This is a genomic window from Geodermatophilus sp. URMC 64 (genome assembly GCF_053502555.1).
The window spans coordinates 243,325-263,037 of sequence record NZ_CP199955.1 but is presented as its reverse complement, the minus strand read 5'-3'; the positions used below and the strand labels follow the sequence as shown (position 1 = coordinate 263,037).

Genomic DNA, 19,713 nt, shown 5'->3' with positions numbered 1-19,713 from the left:
CGTGACGGACCTCGTGGACGCGGCGCCGCCCGCGGACCGGCGAAGCGCCTTCGCCAACGCCCCCATGGGGGTCGCGCTCTGCACGACCGACGGCGTCATCACCGACGCGAACCCGGCCCTCGGTCGCCTGCTGGGCCACACGCCACCCGAACTGCGCGGCCGGTCGCTGCTGGACCTGATCCACGCCGAGGACGTCGCCGGCGCACGGGAGGCGCGCGGGCACCTGCTCCGCGATCCGAACCGGCCCATGCGCTACGAGTGCCGCATGCTGCGGGCCGACGGCACCGCCGTCCCGGTCCAGCTGGCGACGTCCTGGGTCGCGGAGTCGGAGGAGGGCGACCCCGCCCACCTGGTGATGATCATCGACGACATCACCGACCGGAAGGCGCTCGAGGCGGCGCTGGTCCACCGCTCGCTGCACGATCCGCTGACCGGGCTGCCCAACCGGATCCTGTTCCACGACCGGCTGCGGCACGCGCTGGAGCGCGGGCACCGCGAGCGCACCCCGACCTGCGTGCTGATCATCGACCTCGACGGCTTCAAGGCGATCAACGACGAGCACGGCCATCCCATGGGCGACGCCGTCCTGGTGTCCTTCGCCGGCCGGCTGACCTCCGTGCTGCGGGCCAGCGACACCGCCGCCCGGCTGGGCGGCGACGAGTTCGCGATCGTCTGCGAGAACACCGAGCGGCCGGAGGCCCAGGTGCTCGCCGACCGGGTGCGGACGACGGTCACCGATCCCCTGGTCATCGGCGACCTCACGATGACGGTCGGCATGAGCATCGGGATCGGCTCGGCGCCGGGCGGCTCCGATCCCGACGAGGTCTACGAGCGGGTGGTCCGCGAGGCCGACGACGCGATGTACGCGGACAAGGCCGCCCGCCGCCGCTGACTCACGCCCGGTCGAGCCACGTCCCGACCACGGGCTGGCGGGCGCAGATCGAGGCGAGGACGGGCAGGGGGAGCCCGACGGCGGCGTCCGGCAGGGTCGGGCCGACGCCGTAGCCGGTCGCCACGGCGACGACCTCTGCGGCGAGCGACACGGCGACCACGCCCAGCGCCGAGAGGACCAGTGTGCCTCGTCCCCGGCGGCGCAGGAGCCGCACGCCGCCCACGACCAGCCCGGCGGCGCAGGGCAGGGCGAGCACCTGCACGAGGCTGAACTCGACCAGGAAGCGGTCGGCGAGGTTGAGCCCCAGGTCGAACGTGACCACCGCGGTGACCAGCGCGGCGCCGACGAAGGCCAGCGCCGCGGCGGCGGTCGCGCCCCACGGGCGCGGGCTGCCGTACGGCCAGGCGTACGGCGGCCAGCCGAAGGGCGGCGGTGCGTACGGGAGCGGTCCGGCGGGCGGGACCCCGGTCAACCAGGAACCCACGCGGGGCTGGGCCGCGAGCAGGACGAGGGCTCCGGGAGCGGCGCCGTAGAGGATCAGGGCCGCGGCGACCCCGGCGACGCCGTCCGACCGCAGCTCGGGATCCACCGCACAGGCGGCCGCGACGACGGCGAACAGGCCGAGCGCCGACACCAGCAGCAGCCGGCGCCCGCGGCGGCGCAGCAGGAGCACGCCCCCGGCCGCGAGACCGACCCCCCAGGGCAGCGCCAGCGCCGCCACGCCGAGCAGCGGATCGGGCTCCGCTGCCCAGCCGGTCGCGGCCAGGAGCCCGACCAGGCCGGCTCCCCCGGCGAGCACGAACGCCGTCCACGCGGCCGCCGTCGCCACCCCCGGCCGGCCGGACCCGTACGGCCACGGCGCCACCACGCGGGGTAGCGGCTCGCGTACGGCGCCGGTCATGCCCGCGAGTGTGCGGCCCGCCGGGTCGGTTGCCCAGGAGGCCGGGCCGCCGATCCCCCGTGTGGGTGTCCGCGCGGGGGACCGGCGCCGATCACGCGGGCCAGCGGTTCGCCACCGCGCCGAACGCCTCCGCCGCCTGCTCCAGCTCGGCCAGCTCGACGTACTCGTCGACGGCGTGCATCACCGCGGGGGTGCCCGGGCCCCACACGACGATCGGCGCACCGCCGACGGCACCGGTGAGGACGGAGGCATCGGTGAAATAGGTCGCGGGCGTGGGCCGCACCGGGGCCGGGAGCGTGCCGACCCACGGGTCGTCCGCCGGCGTCCCGACGGGCGGCAGGTCGACCCGCACCTCGACGTCGGCGACCTCCGGCTGGTCCCGCCACCAGCGAAGCAGCGGTTCGCCGTCGGCGACGGTGCGCATGTCGATGACGGCCTCGGCCCGGTCGGGCACGACGTTGGGCACGGTGCCGCCGGAGACCACGCCGGGGTTCCACGTCTCGGTGCCCAGGAACGGGTCGGTCCGCAGCGGCAGCACGCTGCCCGCGCGGCCGAGGAGTGCGGCCAGGTCGAGGACGGCGTTGTGCCCGCGCTCGGGCGTGCTGCCGTGCGCAGCCTTGCCGGCGGTGCGCACGGCCAGCCACAGTGCGCCCCGGTGGCCGAGCACGACCTCGTTGCCGGTCGCCTCGGGGACGATGACCGCCCCGATGCGCTGGTCGGCCACCGCGGCGGCCGCGGCGGCGGCGCCGTGCGAGCCGATCTCCTCGTCGCTGGTGAGCAGCAGCGCGACGGGCCGCGTGGGCTCCGCGGCCGCCAGGGCCGCCGCCGCGGCGACCACCCCCGCCTTCATGTCGCTGCCGCCGCGGCCCCACACCCGTCCCTGCTCGAGGTCGGCCCCGAACGGGTCCCGCTGCCAGGCGCCCGGGTCGGGCACCGGCACCGTGTCGACGTGGCAGGCCAGCAGCAGCTGCGGTACGCCCGGATCGGCCGGGGTCCGCAGCAGCGCCCACGGATGCTCCGGGTCGTCTCCGGAGACCACCTCCAGGTGGGGCGCCCGTTCCCGGAGCACCTCGGTCACCGTCCCGATGGCGTCGCGCTGGGCACCGGCGTCGCCGGAGATCGTGCGCCGGCGGACCAGTTCCCGGAGGAGTCCGACGACGTCCAGAGCGGCGGCGGTCATGCGCCCAGAGCCGCGCTGACGACCGCCTTCGCCTCCTCCTGCACCCGCGCGAGGTGCTCCGGCCCGCGGAAGGACTCGGCGTAGACCTTGTAGACGTCCTCGGTGCCGGAGGGTCGCGCGGCGAACCAGGCGTTCTCCGTGACGACCTTCAGCCCGCCGATGGCGGCGTCGTTGCCCGGCGCACGGGTGAGCTTGGCGGTAATCGGCTCGCCGGCCAGCTCGGTGGCGGTGACGGCCTCGGGGGAGAGCTTGCCCAGCGCCGCCTTCTGCTCGCGGGTCGCCGGCGCGTCGATGCGGGCGTAGGCCGACTCCCCGTACCGCTCGGTGAGCTCGGCGTGCAGCTGCGAGGGGGACCGGCCGGTCACGGCCTGGATCTCGCTGGCCAGCAGCGCGAGCAGGATGCCGTCCTTGTCCGTCGTCCAGACGCTGCCGTCGCGGCGCAGGAAGGAGGCGCCCGCCGACTCCTCGCCGCCGAACCCCACGGAGCCGTCGAGCAGCCCCGGCACGAACCACTTGAAGCCGACCGGCACCTCGACCAGCCGCCGGCCCAAGCCCCCGACCACCCGGTCGATCAGCGAGCTGGAGACCAGGGTCTTGCCGACGGCGGTGCCCTCTCCCCAGCCCGGGCGGTGGGAGAACAGGTAGGAGATGGCGACGGCGAGGAAGTGGTTCGGGTTCATCAGGCCGGCGTCGGGGGTGACGATGCCGTGCCGGTCGGCGTCGGCGTCGTTGCCGGTGGCGATCTGGAACTGCTCCCGCTTGTCGATCAGCGAGGCCATGGCCGACGGCGACGAGCAGTCCATGCGGATCTTGCCGTCCCAGTCCAGGGTCATGAACCGCCACGTGGGGTCGACGAGCGGGTTGACCACCGTGAGGTCGAGGCGGTGCCGTTCGGCGATCGCGGCCCAGTAGTCCACGCTCGCGCCGCCCAGCGGGTCGGCCCCGATGTGCACGCCGGCGTCCCGGATGGCGTCGACGTCCAGGACGTCGGGCAGGTCGGCGACGTAGTCGCCGAGGAAGTCGTGCGGCTGCGCGGCGGCCCGGGCCCGGGCGAACGGGACCCGGCGGACCTCCTTGAGCCCGCCGCGGAGCAGCTCGTTGGCGCGGTTGGCGATCACCTTCGTGGCGTCGGTGTCGGCCGGGCCTCCGTTCGGCGGGTTGTACTTGAACCCGCCGTCCCGCGGCGGGTTGTGCGAGGGGGTGACGACGATGCCATCCGCGAGGCCGCTGGTCCTCCCCTTGTTCGCCCGGAGGATGGCGTGACTGACGCCGGGCGTGGGCGTGTACCGGTCGGCGGCGTCGACCAGCACGGTCACGTCGTTGGCGACCAGGACCTCCAGCGCGCTGGTCCAGGCCGGCTCGGAGAGCGCGTGGGTGTCGCGGCCGAGGAACAGCGGCCCGTCGTAGCCCTGCGCGGCCCGGTACTCGCAGATTGCCTGCGTGGTGGCGACGATGTGCCCCTCGTTGAACGCGGCGTCGAAGCTGGAGCCGCGGTGCCCGCTGGTGCCGAAGACGACCTGCTGACCGGGGTCGGCGGGGTCGGGCTCCAGCGCGTAGTAGGCGGTGACCAGCGCGGCGACGTCGACGAGGTCGGCAGGGGAGGCGGTCTGTCCGGCGCGGCTGTCGCTCATGCCGCCGATCCTGGCCCGGTCCGGCCGGGGCTGCGCGATCAGGGGCCTCATCGGTGGCTCAGTCCCACCAGAAGTGCCATGCCTTCGCCCCGCGCAGCCGTTCGGCGCACTCCTCCCGGCTCCTCGGCGAGCAGGATGTCCGTCGGGCAACCAGGTCATCTCGGGGCTCCTTCCGCCGGCCGAGATCAGACCAGCGGAGGGCGCGGCCTCGTGCCTCGCCGTCCACAGCGGACGCCGCTGTCCCCAATCCCGGCCGGGGGGCCGTACCGGATCCCGCAGGCATTGAGGCTCGAACGCGTGTCAGTCGTGTTCGACGCGGTCCAGGAAGCGGCGCAGGGTCTCGGTGAAGATCTCCGGCTGCTCCGAGTGCACCCAGTGCCCGGCGTTCTTGATGCGGATCAGCCGGGTCGACGGGCAGAGCTCGTCCATCCGTTCCCGGTCCTCGGGCAGCACGTAGTGCGAGTTCGCGCCGGCGATCCACAGCACCGGGCCGTCGTAGCGGGCGCCGGGTGGCGGATCCGGGAAGCCGCGCAGCCGTTCCAGGTCGCGCCCGAGCAGGTCCAGGTTGAGCCGCCAGCGCCAGGTGCCGTCGGCGCCGACGCCCTCCCGGACCAGGCTCTGCAACAGGAAGCTGCGCACCATCCGGCTCGGGACGGCGGCCCGCAGCGCCTCGTCGGCCTCCTCCCGACGCTGCAGCCGCTCCAGGTCCAGGGCCTTCATCGCCGCGATGTAGTCGGCGAACGGGGACAGCTCCTCGTCGGGGTCCTCGGTGCGGGCGCCGGAGACCGGGTACTCCACCGGCGCGATGTCGACGACGACCAGGGCGCGCAGCAACTCCGGCCGGCGCAGGGCGACCTGCAGCGCGACCTTGCCGCCCATGGAGTGCCCGACCAGGGTCACCGGCTCGCCGTACGACTCCAGCTCCGCCGCGACCATCTCAGCCATGTCCACGTAGTCGACGGTGTCGGTCCACGGCGAGTGCCCGTGGTTGGGCAGGTCGAGCAGCGTGACGCGGTGCCGGTCGGCCAGCGCCTTCGCGATCGTCGTCCAGTTCTTGCCCTGGCCGAACAGCCCGTGGACGAAGACGACCCGCGGGCCCTCGGTGCCGACCGTGCGCGAGGCCAGCCGTTCGTCCTGGCTCAGGTCCTCCGTCACGACGTCGATTCCACCAGAGATGCACGTTGCCGAGGCACGAGTCAGTGCAGCAGGTCGACGGGGCAGCGCAGTCCCGGCGCACGCGCGAGCCGCGGGTCCGCTGTGATCAGCGGCGCAACCAGGAGCTCGGCGAGGGCGACGTACTGTGCGTCGTAGGCGCTGACGGAGTCCCGCAGGTCCCAGGCCCGTGCGATCAGCGGTCGGTGCGACCAGCGCTCCGGGTCCAGGTCGGTGTAGTCACGCAGCGCCGCCTCGCCACGCTCTGGATCGAGGCGTCCGACCAGAACCCGGCGGCGCACGGCGGACAGCACCTCGACGTCGGCGAGCTCGGGTACGGCGACGTCCGATGCGAGCAATCGCTCCCGCGCGAGCGCTCCGGCCGCCCCCTCGTCCACGAGCGCGAGAACGAGGGCGGATGCGTCGGCGACGATCACGCGTCACCGCGGCGTCCGGCAGCGACCGCCTCGACCGCCTCGTCGAACGAGAGGTGCCCTCCCCGACGAGCCGCCCGGGCCAGTACCTCGGCCTTGCTCGGCCGGGCGGCGATCGCCTCGAGTTCCCGGAGGACGAACTGCGACAGGCTCATCCCGCTCGCGGCAGCCCGTGCCCGAAGAGCGGCGTGGACGTCGTCTGGCACGTCCCGGACCTGCAGCATCTTGGACACAAGGCAGCGTACATGCGCAACACATGCGCCTGCATGCGCTGCGCATCGTCATGGATGCGGCGGGGCAGCTCGGGACCGTCGGTCCCGGCACGCACACTGCGGACTCCGCCCTCGGAAAGGACCGCACTCCCCATGCCCGGACGGCGCCGCCGCAGCAGCTCGACCACCCGCCGGCGTTCGACGTCGTCCGCCTCGTCCCGGACGACGTCCGCGCGCACGCCCTCGAAGCGCTCAGCTGCGGCGAAGCCCGCCGCCGAGCTGCCGACCGCGGGGCCCGGGGAGCGGGTGTGGGTGCTCGCCGTGCCGTTCCGCGCGCCGGCGCCCGGCGCGCAGTGGCACCCGGGGCTGCAGGCGCACGTCTGGGTCGGCCGGGAGCTGCCGCCAGAGCTGGCGCCCTACGACCCGCCCACGTACACCTTCGAGCGCTTCCTCGAGGACGAGCTCAACGACACCCCGCGGCCGCTGCCCGCGCCGCGGCCGCTGACGCCGCGGGAGGAGCAGTGGGCGGGAGCCGACGCGGTGGTCGCGCACGCCGCCGCCGGCGGGCGGGTGTTCCTGCTCGGTGACGATCCCGGCGTCGGCAAGACCGGTACCGCGATCCTGGCCGCGCGCGAGATCGCGGAGCGGCGCGGCGGAAACCGGGTGCTCGTCGTCGCCGACCGTCCGGCCGCGATCACCATCCCGCACTGGACGCGCTCGATCGCCGGCTTCGGGGACGGCGGGCTGCGCTGGTGTGTGACCACGTGGGACCGGCTGGCCAAGGTCGCGAAGCTGACGTTCGACGTGGTGATCGCCGACGAGGCGCACATGGTCCGGCACACGACCACCCAGCGCTGGAAGCACTGGAAGGCGGTGTCGGGCGCCGGCCGGGCCAAGGACGCGCCGTTCGTGCTGGCCGCCACCGCGACCCCGGCGCACACGCCGCTGGAGCTGCCCTACCTCGCGCCGCAGCTCGCCCAGCACCACGGCGAGCCGCTGCGCGCCTGGTCGGACCTGCCGGCGCGGCTGGCCGCGCACGGGTTCCACGTGGAACGCGGCCGCTACGGCTGGCAGTGGACCGAGGACCCGGACGCCCGCCGCGCGGACCTCGCCCGCCTGCAGGGCTGGCTCGCCGACGCCCACCCGCCGGCCACGCTGCACCGCCCGGCCCCGTGGGGCCCCGTCTCGGTCACCGGCACGCCGGTCGCCCTCACGCCGGCCGAGCGGGCCTCCTACGAGTCGGAGTGGCAGGAGTTCCGCGCCGAGATGCAACTGGCCCGCAAGGGCCGGCAGACCGCCCGCGGGCGCGCGGCGCTGCTGCGGTTCCGGCAGAAGGCCGGGCTGATCCGGGTCCAGGCGACGGTGGACTGGATCAAGGCGCAGGTCGAGGCCGAGCGGCAGGTCGCGGTGTCGGTCGAGTTCGTCGAGACGGCGGCCGACCCGATCCGCGAGGCGCTGCTGGACGCCGGCATCGCCGTGGCCGGCATCTACGGCCGCGACCGGTTCGACGTCGAGAGCGAACGGCTGCGCTTCCAGAGCGGCAAGGCACCGGTGTGCGTGTTCACCGTGACCGCGTCCATCAGCCTGCACGCCGGCGAGCTGCTGCCCCACGGGACGACCGCCTCGGACACCCCGCGGGTGGGGCTCTTCCACCAGCCCCGGTTCTCCGGCATCCAGGCCCGGCAGGTCACCGGCCGCACGCACCGGGACGGGAAGACCTCGCCGTGGCGGGTGGCCTACGCGGAGGACACCGTCGAGGAGCAGGTGGCCCGGGTGATGGTGGAGCGCCTGGCGGTCAGCGGCTCGACGGCCGGCGCCGACACGTCCTCGCTGCAGGAGATCGCCGAGCTGCTCGACGCCGACTGGCTGCCCGCCGCCGCGCTCACCGACGCCTGATCGGCGGGCTCAGCGGCCGGCGGTGTACTGCCCGGTGACCTCGTCGGCGGGCAGCACCCGGTCGAACACGGCCGCGTGCGCCACCGAGCCCGCGAAGTAGTTGCTGGTCGGAGGACTGGGCCACGCGTTGAGGTTGTCGTAGCCGACGCGCCAGTAGCCGGTGAAGTTCTCGGCGGAGATCGGCGAGGTGTTCGTGCCGATGAGTGCGCCGTCGACGTAGAAGGCCATCCCGGTCGGCGGCGAGTACGTCGCGGTGGCGAAGTGCCACCTGCCGTCGTTGTAGGCCGACGGGGTGGTGATGACGCGGGTCGCCCCGTCGTAGACGCCGAAGACCAGCTGCCCCGTGTTCGTCATGTATATGTGCCGGTCGTAGTTGTACGACAGCGCACCGTTGACGCCGGCACCGAAGCCGATGAGCTTGCCGCCGGTGGTGGTCATCGTGGCGAACCAGATCTGCACCGAGAAGGTCTGCGGCGCGGTGTACGCCTTCGTCGTCCACAGGTAGCCGGAGGCGCCGTCCAGGCGCACCGCGGAGCTGCCGCCCGGACCACAGTCGGGCCCGGCCACGCCGTACGTGACGCCGCCGGCCGAGTAGGTGCCGTCGCCCCCGGCGCCGGCGGAGCCGGCGTTCGTGGCCGTCGGGCCGGTCGTCTCCTGCAGGCCGTAGTACTGCAGCGCGGCGGCGCCGCTCGCACCGGCGGCCGTCGCGCAGGTCCACGGGCCCGCGCCGTACTGGTTCGCCACCTCGGTCGCGCTCAGCACGGCCGGGAAGACCGCGGCGTGAGCCAGGGAGCCGGCGAACCAGAAACTGGCCGGGGCGTTGGGCCAGCCGTTCAGGTTGTCGTACCCCACCCGCCAGTAGGCGGTGTAGTTCCAGGCGACGGTGGCCGTGACATCTCGCCCCACCTGCACGCCGTCGACGTAGAGCGTCGTACCGCTGGTTCCGGAGAAGGTGGCGGTGGCCAGGTGCCAGCGCCCGTCGTTGTAGGCCGCCGGGCTGGTGAGGATCCGGGCCGTGCCGTCCCAGACGCCGAAGACGAGCTGCCCGGAGTTGGACATGTACAGGTGCCGGTCGTAGCTGCCGGAGGTCGCGCCGTTGGCGCCGTCGCCGAAGCCGATGAGCTTGCCGCCGCGGGTCGTGGTGGTCGCGAACCAGATCTGCAGGGAGAACGTGGTCGGGTTGGTCACGGCGCGGGTGGTCCACATCTGGCCGGTCGAGCCGTCCAACTGCACCGCGTTGGGCTCGCCGGTGCCGCAACGGGGCCCGGCGACGCCGTAGGTGACGCCGGTGCTGCTGTAGGTGCCGTTGGCCGCGGTGCCGGCGGAGCCGGTGTTGGTGGCCGTGGGGCCGGCCGTCTCCTGCAGGCCGTAGTACTGGCTGGCGCCCGAGGTGGACGCCGCCCCGGCGCAGCTCCAGTGCGATCCGGCGGTGAAGCTGTTGCCCGGCGTGCCCGTGCTGGCGCTGAAGACGGCGCGGGCGTCCGCGGCGCCGGGCAGCGCGAGGAGGGCGACCGCGGCCGCGGCCAGCGCGATGGGCCGGGCGGGCATCCGCCGACGGGGCTCCTCGGCGGGGCCGCGGTGCAGCAACGCGAGGGCGACGAGGCCGGCCAGGGCGAGGCCGGTGAGGACGAGCGGCGCGGTCCGGCCCTCCGCGATCCACAGCGCGGGGGAGCCGAGCGCCGGCAGCCGCAGCGTCCCGACGCCGTGCACCGCCGCGGGGTCGACCAGGGATGAGTCGGGGGTCGCGCTGGCGTCGCCGCGCAGCCGCAGGCCGTCGGGCTCGACGTCGGCGATGCGGTGCAGGCGCAGCTCACCGGGGACGTCGGGGTCGTCGACGAGGACGACGTCCCCGGCGGCGAGGTCCGCGGTGTCGACCGGCCGGACAACGACGACGTCCCCGGGCACGAGCGTGGGCGCCATCGACCCGGACATGACCACGCTGGACTGCCAGCCGGCGACCAAGGGGAGGAGCACGGAGACGGCGACCAGCAGGGCGAGGGCACCCAGGACGACGCGGGCGGCGGTGCTGGCGACGAGGGCGGGCCAGCCGGTGCGCCACGAGGCGGGCTCGGTCATGCGTTCTGCGCCTCCCAGGTGAAGGCGATCGTGGCGGTGCCGCCCTGGGCGCTGACCGGCGCCGTCGGGGAGAGGCTGTAGGTGATCGCGTAGGTCGTGCGCTCGCCGGCGGTGTTGCCGGCCGTCGTCCAGGAGCCCACCCCTGCGGCGTAGGTGGTGGGGAAGGCGGCGAGCGTGCCGCGGTAGACGGTGGCGGCCGGGACGAAGCCGGCGCAGCCGGCGGCCGAGCCGCCGGTGCCGGCCTGGACGGCGACGGTGAGGTAGCTGTCCAGCGAGCGGGTGCGGCCCTTCCCGGTGCCGTAGAGCCGGACGACGGACGGCGCGCTGCCGGTGGAGGTCACCGTGATGCAGCGGGTCTGGCTCGCCCCCGGCCGCAGCCCGGCGGCCGAGAACATCACGGCGCCGGCGTCGTCGTCGGCGAGCGCGACGCTGCCGGTGCTCCACGTGGTCGTGTAGGTGGGCGTGCTCTCGGTGAAGGCGGCGTAGGCGGCCTGCCAGACCAGCGTCGCCGCGACGGCGAGGGCGCCCACCCCGGAGGCGGCCAGCGCCAGCCGGCGCGCGCGCCGGCCGGGCCGGGACGTGCGGGGGAGGAGCCGGGGCATCGGGGTCTCCGGGGGAGGTCGGGCGCTGACCCTCCCTGCATCGACATGCGCCGTCCGGACCTTGAGGGCCGCTCCCATGGATCATGGGAGCGGGTTCTGCGGTGTCGGGAGGTGCGGGCGTGCGGCGGGAGGCGAGTGTCCTGCACCTGGACCTCGACGCCTTCTTCGCCGCCGTCGAGCAGCGGGACAAGCCGTCGCTGCGCGGCCGGCCGGTCGTGGTGGGCGGCGTCGGCGGCCGCGGGGTCGTCGCCACCGCGTCGTACGAGGCGCGGGCCTACGGGGCACGCTCGGCGATGTCGACTGCCGAGGCCCGGCGGCGCTGCCCACCCGGGACGGCGTTCCTCGGCGGCCGGTTCGGCGCCTACCGGCGGACGTCGGAGGTGGTGATGGAGCTGCTCCGCGAGCTCTCCCCGCTGGTCGAGCCGGTGTCCCTGGACGAGGCGTACGTGGACCTGGCGGCCGGGCCGGGGCACGACCTGTCCGTGGACGGCGTGACGGCGCTGGCGCGGCGGCTCAAGGAGCGCATCGCGGCGGCCACCGGCGGGGTGACCGGCTCGGTGGGCATCGGGACGTCGAAGCTGATGGCGAAGCTCGGCTCGGACATGGAGAAGCCGGACGGGCTGGTCGTCGTCCGGCCCGGGACCGAGCTGGAGGTGCTGCACCCGCTGCCCGTGACGCGTCTCGGCGGGGTGGGGCCGGCGACGGCCGAGCGGCTGCACTCGGTGGGCGTGCGGACGGTGGCCGACCTCGCGGCCAAGTCGCTGCCGGACCTGGTGGCGCTGGTCGGCAAGGCGCACGGGGCGGGGCTGTACGCGCTGGCGCGCGCCGAGGACGACCGGGCGGTGGTGGCCGACCGCGAGGCGAAGTCGGTGTCGCAGGAGGAGACCTTCGAGCGCGACCTCACCGACCTGACCGTGCTCGGCCGGGAGATCGACGCGATGGCCGCGCGGGTCGGGGAGCGGCTGCGGTCCTCCGGGGTGTCCGGGCGGACGGTGACGCTCAAGCTGCGCCGGTACGACTTCACGACGCTGACCCGGTCGCTGACCCTGCCGCAGCCGACCGACGACACCCGGACGGTCGCGACCATCGCGCGGCGGCTGCTCGCCGAGGCCGGGACGGGCGGGGGCCTGCGGCTGCTCGGGGTCGGCGTCTCGGGGCTGTCGGTGTACGCGCAGGGGGACCTGTTCGCGGCGGAGCACGACGCGACCGACGAGCCGCCGGCGGAGGAGGCGGACGCCGTGGCCGCCGCCGAGGAGGCGCCGCCGTCCGCCGAGGCGCGGTGGTGGCCGGGGCAGGACGTCTGCCACGACGAACTGGGGCCGGGCTGGGTGTGGGGCCGCGGGCTGGGGCGGGTGACGGTGCGGTTCGAGGGGCCGCTGACCGCGCCGGGCCCGGTGCGGACGCTGGCCGCCGACGACCCCGCGCTGCATCCCGGTGACCCGCCGGACTGGCGGGGACCGACAGAGGAAGGAGATCGGTGACGGACATCAGCACCTGGGTGCGCATCACGCAGGAGGACCCGGGCCACTCGACGGCGTACGTGCAGCGCTTCCGCGACATGGCGGCCGCCGGTGCGGATCTCGCGGGAGAGGCCCGGCTGGTGGACGCCCTCGTGCCGCGGGCGGCACGGATCCTCGACGCGGGGTGCGGCCCCGGCCGGGTGGGGTCGTTCCTGCACGCGGCCGGGCACGAGGTGGTCGGGGTGGACGTCGACCCGGTGCTCATCGCCGCGGCCGAGCAGGACCACCCGGGGCCCACCTGGCTGGTGGCGGACCTGGCCGAGCTCGACCTGCCGGCGCGGGGAATCCCGGCGGACTTCGACGCCGTCGTGTGCGCGGGCAACGTGATGACCTTCCTGGCGCCCACGACGCGGCACACGGTGCTGGCGCGGCTGCGCGCCCACGTGGCGCCGTCCGGACGGGCGGCGATCGGCTTCGGCGACGGACGCGGCTACGACTTCGGGGAGTTCCTGGCCGACGCCGAGGCTGCGGGCTGGGCTCCGGATCTGCTGCTGTCCACCTGGGACCTGCGCCCGTTCACCGCCGACTCCCGCTTCCTGGTGGCGATCCTGCGGCCGGTCTGAGCCGGTCGACGTTTCACGTGGCACAGGGGAGGCGCGGACGCCCGGCGGTCCGGAACCGGGCGCCCGCGCCGCCCGGTCAGGGACGGCGGCGCCGGGCGCGCCGGCGGGCGACCGCGGCCGCGACCAGGTCGGTGCGCAGGTCGACCGGCGCGGGCGAGCGCACCCACGCGTGCGTGCCGACGCGCTCCCGCCACACGGTCTGCTGCAGCTCGTCGTCCATGGGCACCTCCTCGGTCTCGGGTCCACTGGGGACCGTTCACCGGCGACGTTCGTCGCCAGAGTTGTGCAGTGGCTGAACGGCAGGCGACGTCCAGCCGTGAAGTCGCCGATCAGCGGCGGACCAGGTGGTCCAGGCGCCGTCCCCCGACCGTCCCCTCGGGCCACCACCCACCGCCGACGACCATCTCGTCGACGGTCGCGGACACCAGCTCGGCGAACTGCTCGGTGCCGATCACGTCGGCGCTCAGCCCGGCCGACGTGTAGTGGCTCTCCACGGCCAGGCGGACGTCGTCGACGGACAGGCCGAGGTCGCGGACCAGCGCGGTCGTCGTGGCCTTGAGCGAACTCATGCCGGAGAAGGCCCGGCCGCAGCCGCAGCCGCCGTCGGGATCGGCCTGGTCGGTCGCGCAGACGAGACCGAGCAGGACGAGCTCGCCCTCGGTGGCGTAGCAGAAGTCGCCTTCCCGCTCGCCCTGGCTCTCACGTGTCGCGGTCAGCAGCTTCATGCCTGCACCGTGACAGAGGGGTCTGACGGAAACCGCAGGTCACCGACGCTTGCGAGCCGGTCCTGACCGTTCGATGCTGGCCTGCGCGCCGGGCCGGGAGCCGGCGCGGGAGGAGTGCGCCATGACGTCGGCACCGCCGGACCGGACGCCGTCCCGCCGGGAGGTGCTGGAGGCGCTGACCACGGCGCTCGACGACCCGCACCGGCTGGTCGACGTGCTCTCCGCCGCCGAGGACGAGGGGGACGCCGTCCGGGTGCTGGGCGCGGGGTTCGGCCTGAGCCCCACGCTGGCGCAGGCGGTGCTCGACGTGCAATTCCGGCTGCTCACGCGGCGCCGGCGGGAGGCCGTGGCGCAGGACCTGCGGATCGAGCAGACGCCGGTCGGCCCGCCGCTGCGCCTCGAGGCGACGTTCACGGACGCGGACAGGGTGGCGGCGGTGACCGTCGACGGCCGGGAGTACCGGGTCGAGGGCGCAACGTCCGGGGAGACCGTGGAGGCGCTGGCGGACGTCGTCGTCGAGGAGATCGCCCGCCCCCTTCACCGGCCGGTGATCGTCGACGCGTCCCCCGGTGGGCCGCTGAGGCGGTTCGTGGCCACGCCCAGCCGCTCCGTGGCCTTCGAGTACTGGGACGACGAGACGGACGACGAGCGCCCGTGAACGCGAACGGCGCCTCCACCGGAGCGGAGGCGCCGTCGCAGGCGTGGGCGAGAGGTCAGTTCGCCATGTCCACGAACCGGCTGTAGTGACCTTGGAAAGCGACGGTCACGTTCGCCGTCGGACCATTCCGGTGCTTGACCAGCATGATGTCCGCCTCGCCGGCACGGGGCGATTCCTTTTCGTACATGTCCTCGCGGTGAATCATCATGACCATATCCGCGTCCTGTTCGATACTGCCTGATTCGCGAAGGTCGGAAAGCATCGGCTTTTTGTCTTGCCGCTGCTCAGAGCCGCGGTTGAGCTGGCTCATAGCGATGACCGGAACCTCGAGTTCCTTCGCCAGGAGCTTGAGCGCTCGGGAGAATTCTGACACTTCCTGCTGCCGGCTTTCAACCCTTTTCCCGGACGTCATCAGCTGCAGATAGTCGATGACCACGAGCTTGAGGTCGTTGCGCTGCTTGAGCCGCCGTGCCTTCGCGCGGATCTCCATCATCGTCATGTTCGGCGAGTCGTCGATGTAGAGCGGCGCATCGGCCACCTCACCCATGCGCCGGGCCAGCTTGGACCAGTCCTCGTCGGACAGCGTGCCGGCGCGCATGTGGTGCAGCGGCACCTTCGCCTCCGCCGAGAGCAGACGCATGGTGATCTCGTGCTTGCTCATCTCCAGCGAGAATATGCAGGTCGCCTGGTGGTTCTTGATCGCCGCCGAGCGGGCGATGTCGAGGCCCAGCGTCGAGTTGTGCGTCGGGATGAAGCTGCGGCCTGCGAGGAACAGGTGATCCTCGGCGTCGACCTGGATGCACCGCACCGGCACGCCGGCGATCGGCTTCACGTCGGTGATGAAACGAGCGCCCCGCGCCGTGAAGGTCCGCGCGCCGCGCTCCTTGTGAAGGATCTTCTTCCGCTCGAGCTTGAAGACCTCGTCGTCCGTGCTGAAGGTCAGCGTGTAGGCGGTCGACGAGGCCTCGGTACGGCCGCGCACCCGCTTGGTGCTCATGCGCACGCGGTGGCCGAGGCCGGCGATCAACTCGCGGGCGTCCTCGGCCAGCCGCCGGCTGGTGACCGAGAACTGCACGACACCGCTCGGGGTCACCGTGCCGTCGGTGTCGAGCAGGCCGGCCAGTAGGGCCCGTCGCTGAGCGACCGAAGCGCGCAAGTACTGCATCGGGATGTGCTTGTTGTTGAGGACGCCCAGCTTCCGGAGCAGGGCCTTGACCGTCCCGTGGTCTCCTCCGCAGGACTGGCACTGCGCCAGTCCGGCAGACGGGCCACCGCAGTCGGGACAGGCAGCCTGGCGCCCCACGCCGCCGCTCGAGCGGAGGGCGCCGCCGCAGGTCTTGCCGCACGTCTGCACCTGCGAGGTCTTCGGGACGAAGAACCCTCCGCACATCGGGCAGAGCCGCTCGGGCAGAGCATCCCGCTCCGGCAGCCGGATGGCGTAGCGCCGGTCCACATTCGTGGGGACGACGACAAGCCCCTCGGCCTCGATGTAGGCGGCGATCTCCGGGTCGGCGCTGGTGTACTGGGCCGCAGCCGACGTCCCGTCGCCGAGCCAGACGCCCAGGGCGTAGGGCGGAATCGGCAGGTGGGCCTGCGGCAAGTCGAGCGGGGCGGCGTTCGTCACCGAGTGATTCAGCCGTGCGTCCTTGGTCGCGCACCGGACCGTGCGGGCGATCTCCTCGGTGGTGCGGACCTCGGCGAAGGTCCGCTGATTCCGGTGGCGGTTGTAGCGCGTGGCCGCGGCCCGAGCGGATTTTCGGCTGGCGCGGGTCTCGGTCAGCCACTGGTGCTGGGCGTCGGCGACGATGACCGAGCCGTCGGAGAAGTGCACCTCGTAGCAGGGCCGGTCGGTCATCACGTCGGTGGCGGCGACGACGGTGGTCGGGCGGCCGTCGGAGCCCATCACCCGGTCGCCCACCCGGATCTCGCCCATGGTCGTCCAGCCGGACGGCGTCGCGATCGGGGTGTCGAGGGCCAGCGCCTTGCCCACACCCGGACGAGCCGCGATGACGATCATCTGGCCGGCCTGCAGGCCGTTGGTGAGCTCGTCGAGGTCGCGGATGCCGGTGGGGACGCCGCGGCTGACGCCGCCGCGCGAGGCGATGGCGTCGAGCTCGTCCATCGTCGGCTGCAGGATGTCCTCGAGGCGCGAGTAGTCCTCGGACATCCGCTTCTCGGTGACGTCGTAGATCTCCTGCTGCGCGCGGTCGACGATGTCGTCGACGTCGCCCCGCCCGCCGGCCGCGCCGTAGCCGAGCTGCACCACGCGGGTGCCGGCCTCGACCAGGCGCCGCAGCACCGCCTGCTCGGCGACGATCGCCGCGTAGTAGCCGGCGTTGGCCGCGGTCGGCGTCGACTGGATCAGCGTGTGCAAGTAGACCGCGCCGCCCATCTTGGACAGCTGGTCGGTGCGGTTGAGCTCGGCGGCCACGGTGATGGCGTCGGCCGGCTCACCGCGGCCGTACAGGTCGAGGATGCAGTCGAAGATGACCTGGTGCGCCGGCCGGTAGAAGTCGTTGCCGTGCAGGACCTCGACGACGTCGGCGATCGCGTCCTTGCTCAGCAGCATGCCACCGAGCACCGACTGCTCGGCCGCGACGTCCTGCGGCGGCTGCCGGTCGTACTCGGGCGCCGTCGGCGCGGGCCTGCTGAACTCGTCGGCGACTGCCACGCCGAACCCCTCCATCCACTCACCTGCGCACCCGCGAACAGACCCCGGCCGCCGGCCGGGGTCTGGTGGGGGAAGCACCAGGACGCGATACGCGTGACTCGAACGTGTGTTCGGGTCGGTTCTACCGCCGGGCAGCGACAGTTCGCGCGTCCGGCGGAGCGAGGAGGACGTTAGGAAGAGCGGACGGACCCGTCCAACACCGATGGGGACGTCGTTCTGCACAACTTGTGGACAAGTCGGTGGACGGACGCTTGTCGACATGTGGATCGCCGCGGGGACACATCCCCGTCAGCGCCCGTACCCCCGCCCGTCACCTGCGCGTATGCCACGCACGGGCTGTGGACGGGAGAAAGTCGGAAAAACTCCGCGCGTCCTCTCCCGGCGTGTCGCGGACGCCGCCCGTCGGGGCCCATCCGTCCCACTGTCCACAGGCCCCGGCCGCTCACCGGCGCCGACCCGCGGGACCGCGGAGCGTGGGTTCCGACGCCGTGTCGGGAACGGCGGCACCACGAGCACCGCGCGCCCTCCGCCACCGGCCCACCATGGGCATCCGCGCCGGCACCGTCCGGCCGACCGGAAGCGGAGGGAGCCGCGATGACCGTCACCCGTACCCCCGTGAACCCGTGGCCGTGGTCGCTGGCCATCGGCTTCAACCAGGCCGAGCTGGTCGAGGGCGCGAGCCGGGTGCTGGTGCTCTCCGGACAGGCCGCCATGTCGGCGGACGGCGTCCCGCAGCACCCCGGCGACCTCCCCGCCCAGGTCTCCCTCTCCCTGGACAACATCGAGACCGTGCTGAGGGACGGCGGGATGACGCTGGCCGACGTCGTCCGCATCAACGTCTTCACGACCGACGTGGACGCGATGATGGGCGCCTGGGAGGACCTGGCGAAGCGGTTCGCGGCCGCCGGCGTCACCCCGACCAGCACGCTGGTCGGCGTCACCCGGCTCGCGTTCCCGGAGCTGATGGTCGAGATCGAGGCGACCGCCGTCGCGTAGCCCGCTCCGGCCCCGGAGACGCCGCGAGGGGCGCCGGACCGGAGTCCGACGCCCCTCGGGCAGGTGCAGCTATCGGGTCGTCAGGAAGGGACGACCTCGATGACCAGCTGCGTGGTGACCTCCGGGTGCACCCGCACGGTGACGGTGTGCTGGCCCGTGGTCTTGATGCTGCTGGGCAGCTCGATCCGGCGGCGGTCGAGCTCCGGGCCGCCGGCGGCCGAGACGGCGGCGGCGACGTCGGCGGTGGTGACGCGGCCGAACAGGCGGCCCTCGGCACCGGCCCGGGCGGGCACGCGAACGGTCAGGTTCGCCAGCTGCCCGGCCACGGTCTGCGCCTCCTCCTGCGAGCGCACCTCACGGGTGGCGCGCGCCCGGCGGAGGGACTCGACCTGCTTCTCGGCGCCCCGGGTGGCCTTGATGGCCAGCCCGCGCGGCAGGAGGTAGTTGCGGCCGTAGCCGCCCTTGACCTCGACGGTGTCGCCGGAGGTCCCGAGACCGGTGACCTCCTGCGTCAGGATCAGCTTCATCGTGCTCATGGTCAGCGCGCCGTCGAGGTGTAGGGCAGCAGGGCCATCTCACGGCTGTTCTTCACGGCCGTGGCGACGTCCCGCTGGTGCTGGCTGCAGTTGCCGCTCACGCGGCGGGCACGGATCTTGCCGCGGTCGGAGATGAACTTCCGCAGCAGTGTCGTGTCCTTGTAGTCGATGTAGGTCGCCTTGTCCTTGCAGAACTGGCAGACCTTCTTCTTGGGCTTGCGAACAGGTGGCTTGGGCACCGGGGTTCTCCAGGAAAGGTATGAGGGTCGAAAGGATCAGAAGGGCGGCTCGTCGGTCGGCCCGGCGGGCGTCGACCACGGGTCGCCGGCACCGCCGCCACCGCCGCCGCCACCGAAGCCGCCGCCGCCACCGAAGCCGCCGCCACCCTCACCGCGCGAGGCGCGGGTGACCTTGGCCGTGGCGTAGCGCAGCGAGGGGCCGATCTCGTCGACCTCCAGCTCGACGACGGTGCGCTTCTCGCCTTCCTTCGTCTCGAACGAGCGCTGCTTGAGCCGGCCGCTCACGATGACCCGGGAGCCGCGGGTCAGCGACTCCGCGACGTTCTCGGCCGCCTGCCGCCAGACGTTGCAGCGGAGGAACAGCGCCTCGCCGTCCTTCCACTCCTGCGACTGCCGGTCGAAGGTCCGCGGCGTCGAGGCCACCGTGAAGTTCGCGACGGCGGCACCCGAGGGCGTGAAGCGCAGCTCCGGATCGGCGGTCAGGTTGCCGATCACGGTGATGACGGTCTCCCCGGCCATGGTCAGTGGACCTCGGGCCGCATCAGCTTCGTGCGCAGCACCGACTCGTTCAGGTTGAGCTGCCGGTCGAGCTCGGCCACGGCCGCGGGCTCGGCATCGATGTCGATGACCGCGTAGATGCCCTCGATCTGCTTCTTGATCTCGTAGGCGAGCCGGCGACGGCCCCAGATGTCGACCTTGCCGACCGTTCCGCCGGACTTGGTCACGACGGTCAGGAACCGGTCGAGCGACGGAGCGATCGTCCGCTCCTCGAGCTCGGGGTCGAGGATGACCATCAGTTCGTAATGACGCACGGAGAACCCCACCTCCT

Annotated in this window: 21 protein-coding genes; 6 read left to right on the top strand and 15 right to left on the bottom strand. The window is 73.6% G+C overall.

Annotation, left to right across the window (positions count from 1 at the left end; genetic code table 11):
• Position 1: 1 nt before the first annotated feature.
• Positions 2 to 892, top strand: a complete 891-nt coding sequence (locus ACWIYF_RS01255; protein WP_448626296.1) for a diguanylate cyclase domain-containing protein — start codon at positions 2 to 4, stop codon at positions 890 to 892.
• A gap of 1 nt (position 893) precedes the next feature.
• Here ACWIYF_RS01255 and ACWIYF_RS01250 read toward each other — a convergent pair whose 3' ends face one another.
• The 6 genes from ACWIYF_RS01250 to ACWIYF_RS01225 all read right to left on the bottom strand — a co-directional run bounded on the left by ACWIYF_RS01250 (position 894) and on the right by ACWIYF_RS01225 (position 6,414).
• A complete protein-coding gene (locus tag ACWIYF_RS01250; protein ID WP_448626295.1) occupies positions 894 to 1,793 on the bottom strand; it encodes a hypothetical protein in 900 nt (299 codons plus the stop codon).
• A gap of 91 nt (positions 1,794 to 1,884) precedes the next feature.
• Complete coding sequence (locus tag ACWIYF_RS01245; RefSeq protein WP_448626294.1) at positions 1,885 to 2,973, bottom strand: M20 family metallopeptidase; 1,089 nt, start codon at positions 2,971 to 2,973, stop codon at positions 1,885 to 1,887.
• Positions 2,970 to 4,604: a phosphoglucomutase (alpha-D-glucose-1,6-bisphosphate-dependent) gene (pgm, locus tag ACWIYF_RS01240; RefSeq protein ID WP_448626293.1), complete on the bottom strand. Its 1,635-nt coding sequence runs from the start codon at positions 4,602 to 4,604 to the stop codon at positions 2,970 to 2,972. The genes ACWIYF_RS01245 and pgm overlap by 4 nt, the downstream gene beginning before the upstream one ends.
• A 300-nt stretch (positions 4,605 to 4,904) precedes the next feature.
• Positions 4,905 to 5,759, bottom strand: coding sequence for an alpha/beta fold hydrolase (locus ACWIYF_RS01235; RefSeq protein ID WP_448626292.1), 855 nt, complete (start codon positions 5,757 to 5,759; stop codon positions 4,905 to 4,907).
• Between the two features lie 41 nt (positions 5,760 to 5,800).
• A complete protein-coding gene (locus tag ACWIYF_RS01230) occupies positions 5,801 to 6,193 on the bottom strand; it encodes a type II toxin-antitoxin system VapC family toxin (RefSeq protein ID WP_448626291.1) in 393 nt (130 codons plus the stop codon).
• Positions 6,190 to 6,414, bottom strand: coding sequence for a FitA-like ribbon-helix-helix domain-containing protein (locus tag ACWIYF_RS01225; RefSeq protein ID WP_448628720.1), 225 nt, complete (start codon positions 6,412 to 6,414; stop codon positions 6,190 to 6,192). The genes ACWIYF_RS01230 and ACWIYF_RS01225 overlap by 4 nt, the downstream gene beginning before the upstream one ends.
• 141 nt (positions 6,415 to 6,555) lie before the next feature.
• Here ACWIYF_RS01225 and ACWIYF_RS01220 point away from each other — a divergent pair, with 141 nt between their 5' ends.
• Positions 6,556 to 8,298, top strand: coding sequence for a helicase (locus ACWIYF_RS01220; protein ID WP_448626290.1), 1,743 nt, complete (start codon positions 6,556 to 6,558; stop codon positions 8,296 to 8,298).
• Positions 8,299 to 8,307: 9 nt separating this feature from the next.
• On the opposite strand, the gene ACWIYF_RS01215 is transcribed toward ACWIYF_RS01220, so the two are convergent.
• On the bottom strand, positions 8,308 to 10,374 hold the full coding sequence (locus tag ACWIYF_RS01215; protein WP_448626289.1) for a LamG-like jellyroll fold domain-containing protein: 2,067 nt from the start codon (positions 10,372 to 10,374) through the stop codon (positions 8,308 to 8,310).
• The gene (locus ACWIYF_RS01210; RefSeq protein ID WP_448626288.1) at positions 10,371 to 10,976 is read right to left on the bottom strand and encodes a hypothetical protein; all 606 of its coding nucleotides are present in this window, start codon (positions 10,974 to 10,976) and stop codon (positions 10,371 to 10,373) included. The genes ACWIYF_RS01215 and ACWIYF_RS01210 overlap by 4 nt, the downstream gene beginning before the upstream one ends.
• 119 nt (positions 10,977 to 11,095) lie before the next feature.
• Here ACWIYF_RS01210 and ACWIYF_RS01205 point away from each other — a divergent pair, with 119 nt between their 5' ends.
• Together ACWIYF_RS01205 and ACWIYF_RS01200 are read left to right on the top strand one after the other, a co-directional pair.
• Positions 11,096 to 12,457: a DNA polymerase IV gene (locus ACWIYF_RS01205; RefSeq protein WP_448626287.1), complete on the top strand. Its 1,362-nt coding sequence runs from the start codon at positions 11,096 to 11,098 to the stop codon at positions 12,455 to 12,457.
• Positions 12,454 to 13,059, top strand: a complete 606-nt coding sequence (locus tag ACWIYF_RS01200; protein WP_448626286.1) for a class I SAM-dependent methyltransferase — start codon at positions 12,454 to 12,456, stop codon at positions 13,057 to 13,059. The genes ACWIYF_RS01205 and ACWIYF_RS01200 overlap by 4 nt, the downstream gene beginning before the upstream one ends.
• A gap of 76 nt (positions 13,060 to 13,135) precedes the next feature.
• Here ACWIYF_RS01200 and ACWIYF_RS01195 read toward each other — a convergent pair whose 3' ends face one another.
• Together ACWIYF_RS01195 and ACWIYF_RS01190 are read right to left on the bottom strand one after the other, a co-directional pair.
• Entirely contained in the window at positions 13,136 to 13,279 is a 144-nt protein-coding gene (locus ACWIYF_RS01195; protein WP_448626285.1) for a hypothetical protein, read from the bottom strand.
• A gap of 109 nt (positions 13,280 to 13,388) precedes the next feature.
• Positions 13,389 to 13,784, bottom strand: coding sequence for a DUF7715 family protein (locus ACWIYF_RS01190; protein ID WP_448626284.1), 396 nt, complete (start codon positions 13,782 to 13,784; stop codon positions 13,389 to 13,391).
• Positions 13,785 to 13,905: 121 nt separating this feature from the next.
• Here ACWIYF_RS01190 and ACWIYF_RS01185 point away from each other — a divergent pair, with 121 nt between their 5' ends.
• On the top strand, positions 13,906 to 14,442 hold the full coding sequence (locus tag ACWIYF_RS01185) for a hypothetical protein (protein WP_448626283.1): 537 nt from the start codon (positions 13,906 to 13,908) through the stop codon (positions 14,440 to 14,442).
• Between the two features lie 55 nt (positions 14,443 to 14,497).
• On the opposite strand, the gene dnaB is transcribed toward ACWIYF_RS01185, so the two are convergent.
• A complete protein-coding gene (dnaB, locus tag ACWIYF_RS01180) occupies positions 14,498 to 17,128 on the bottom strand; it encodes a replicative DNA helicase (protein ID WP_448626282.1) in 2,631 nt (876 codons plus the stop codon).
• A 579-nt stretch (positions 17,129 to 17,707) separates the two neighbouring features.
• On the opposite strand from dnaB, the gene ACWIYF_RS01175 reads away from it, so the two are divergent.
• Complete coding sequence (locus tag ACWIYF_RS01175; protein ID WP_448626281.1) at positions 17,708 to 18,109, top strand: RidA family protein; 402 nt, start codon at positions 17,708 to 17,710, stop codon at positions 18,107 to 18,109.
• An 80-nt stretch (positions 18,110 to 18,189) separates the two neighbouring features.
• Here the strand turns inward: ACWIYF_RS01175 and rplI are convergent, their stop codons facing one another.
• The 4 genes from rplI to rpsF are packed head-to-tail and all read right to left on the bottom strand — an operon-like array spanning position 18,190 to position 19,696.
• The gene (gene rplI / locus ACWIYF_RS01170) at positions 18,190 to 18,636 is read right to left on the bottom strand and encodes a 50S ribosomal protein L9 (protein ID WP_448626280.1); all 447 of its coding nucleotides are present in this window, start codon (positions 18,634 to 18,636) and stop codon (positions 18,190 to 18,192) included.
• 11 nt (positions 18,637 to 18,647) lie between these two features.
• Positions 18,648 to 18,884 (bottom strand): 30S ribosomal protein S18, encoded by a 237-nt coding sequence (rpsR, locus tag ACWIYF_RS01165; RefSeq protein ID WP_073422051.1) that lies wholly within the window; start codon positions 18,882 to 18,884, stop codon positions 18,648 to 18,650.
• A gap of 36 nt (positions 18,885 to 18,920) precedes the next feature.
• Positions 18,921 to 19,403 (bottom strand): single-stranded DNA-binding protein, encoded by a 483-nt coding sequence (locus ACWIYF_RS01160; protein WP_448626279.1) that lies wholly within the window; start codon positions 19,401 to 19,403, stop codon positions 18,921 to 18,923.
• A gap of 2 nt (positions 19,404 to 19,405) precedes the next feature.
• A complete protein-coding gene (gene rpsF, locus ACWIYF_RS01155) occupies positions 19,406 to 19,696 on the bottom strand; it encodes a 30S ribosomal protein S6 (protein WP_448626278.1) in 291 nt (96 codons plus the stop codon).
• Positions 19,697 to 19,713 lie beyond the last annotated feature (17 nt).

Bases quoted from the DNA above. Each gene is read 5' to 3' on its own strand.
- ACWIYF_RS01250 (WP_448626295.1), bottom strand. From the start codon at position 1,793: ATGACCGGCGCCGTACGCGAGCCGCTACCCCGCGTGGTGGCGCCGTGG.
- ACWIYF_RS01245 (WP_448626294.1), bottom strand. From the start codon at position 2,973: ATGACCGCCGCCGCTCTGGACGTCGTCGGACTCCTCCGGGAACTGGTC.
- pgm (WP_448626293.1), bottom strand. From the start codon at position 4,604: ATGAGCGACAGCCGCGCCGGACAGACCGCCTCCCCTGCCGACCTCGTC.
- ACWIYF_RS01225 (WP_448628720.1), bottom strand. From the start codon at position 6,414: ATGCTGCAGGTCCGGGACGTGCCAGACGACGTCCACGCCGCTCTTCGG.
- ACWIYF_RS01220 (WP_448626290.1), top strand. From the start codon at position 6,556: ATGCCCGGACGGCGCCGCCGCAGCAGCTCGACCACCCGCCGGCGTTCG.
- ACWIYF_RS01215 (WP_448626289.1), bottom strand. From the start codon at position 10,374: ATGACCGAGCCCGCCTCGTGGCGCACCGGCTGGCCCGCCCTCGTCGCC.
- ACWIYF_RS01210 (WP_448626288.1), bottom strand. From the start codon at position 10,976: ATGCCCCGGCTCCTCCCCCGCACGTCCCGGCCCGGCCGGCGCGCGCGC.
- ACWIYF_RS01195 (WP_448626285.1), bottom strand. From the start codon at position 13,279: ATGGACGACGAGCTGCAGCAGACCGTGTGGCGGGAGCGCGTCGGCACG.
- ACWIYF_RS01190 (WP_448626284.1), bottom strand. From the start codon at position 13,784: ATGAAGCTGCTGACCGCGACACGTGAGAGCCAGGGCGAGCGGGAAGGC.
- ACWIYF_RS01185 (WP_448626283.1), top strand. From the start codon at position 13,906: ATGACGTCGGCACCGCCGGACCGGACGCCGTCCCGCCGGGAGGTGCTG.
- dnaB (WP_448626282.1), bottom strand. From the start codon at position 17,128: ATGGAGGGGTTCGGCGTGGCAGTCGCCGACGAGTTCAGCAGGCCCGCG.
- ACWIYF_RS01175 (WP_448626281.1), top strand. From the start codon at position 17,708: ATGACCGTCACCCGTACCCCCGTGAACCCGTGGCCGTGGTCGCTGGCC.
- rplI (WP_448626280.1), bottom strand. From the start codon at position 18,636: ATGAAGCTGATCCTGACGCAGGAGGTCACCGGTCTCGGGACCTCCGGC.
- ACWIYF_RS01160 (WP_448626279.1), bottom strand. From the start codon at position 19,403: ATGGCCGGGGAGACCGTCATCACCGTGATCGGCAACCTGACCGCCGAT.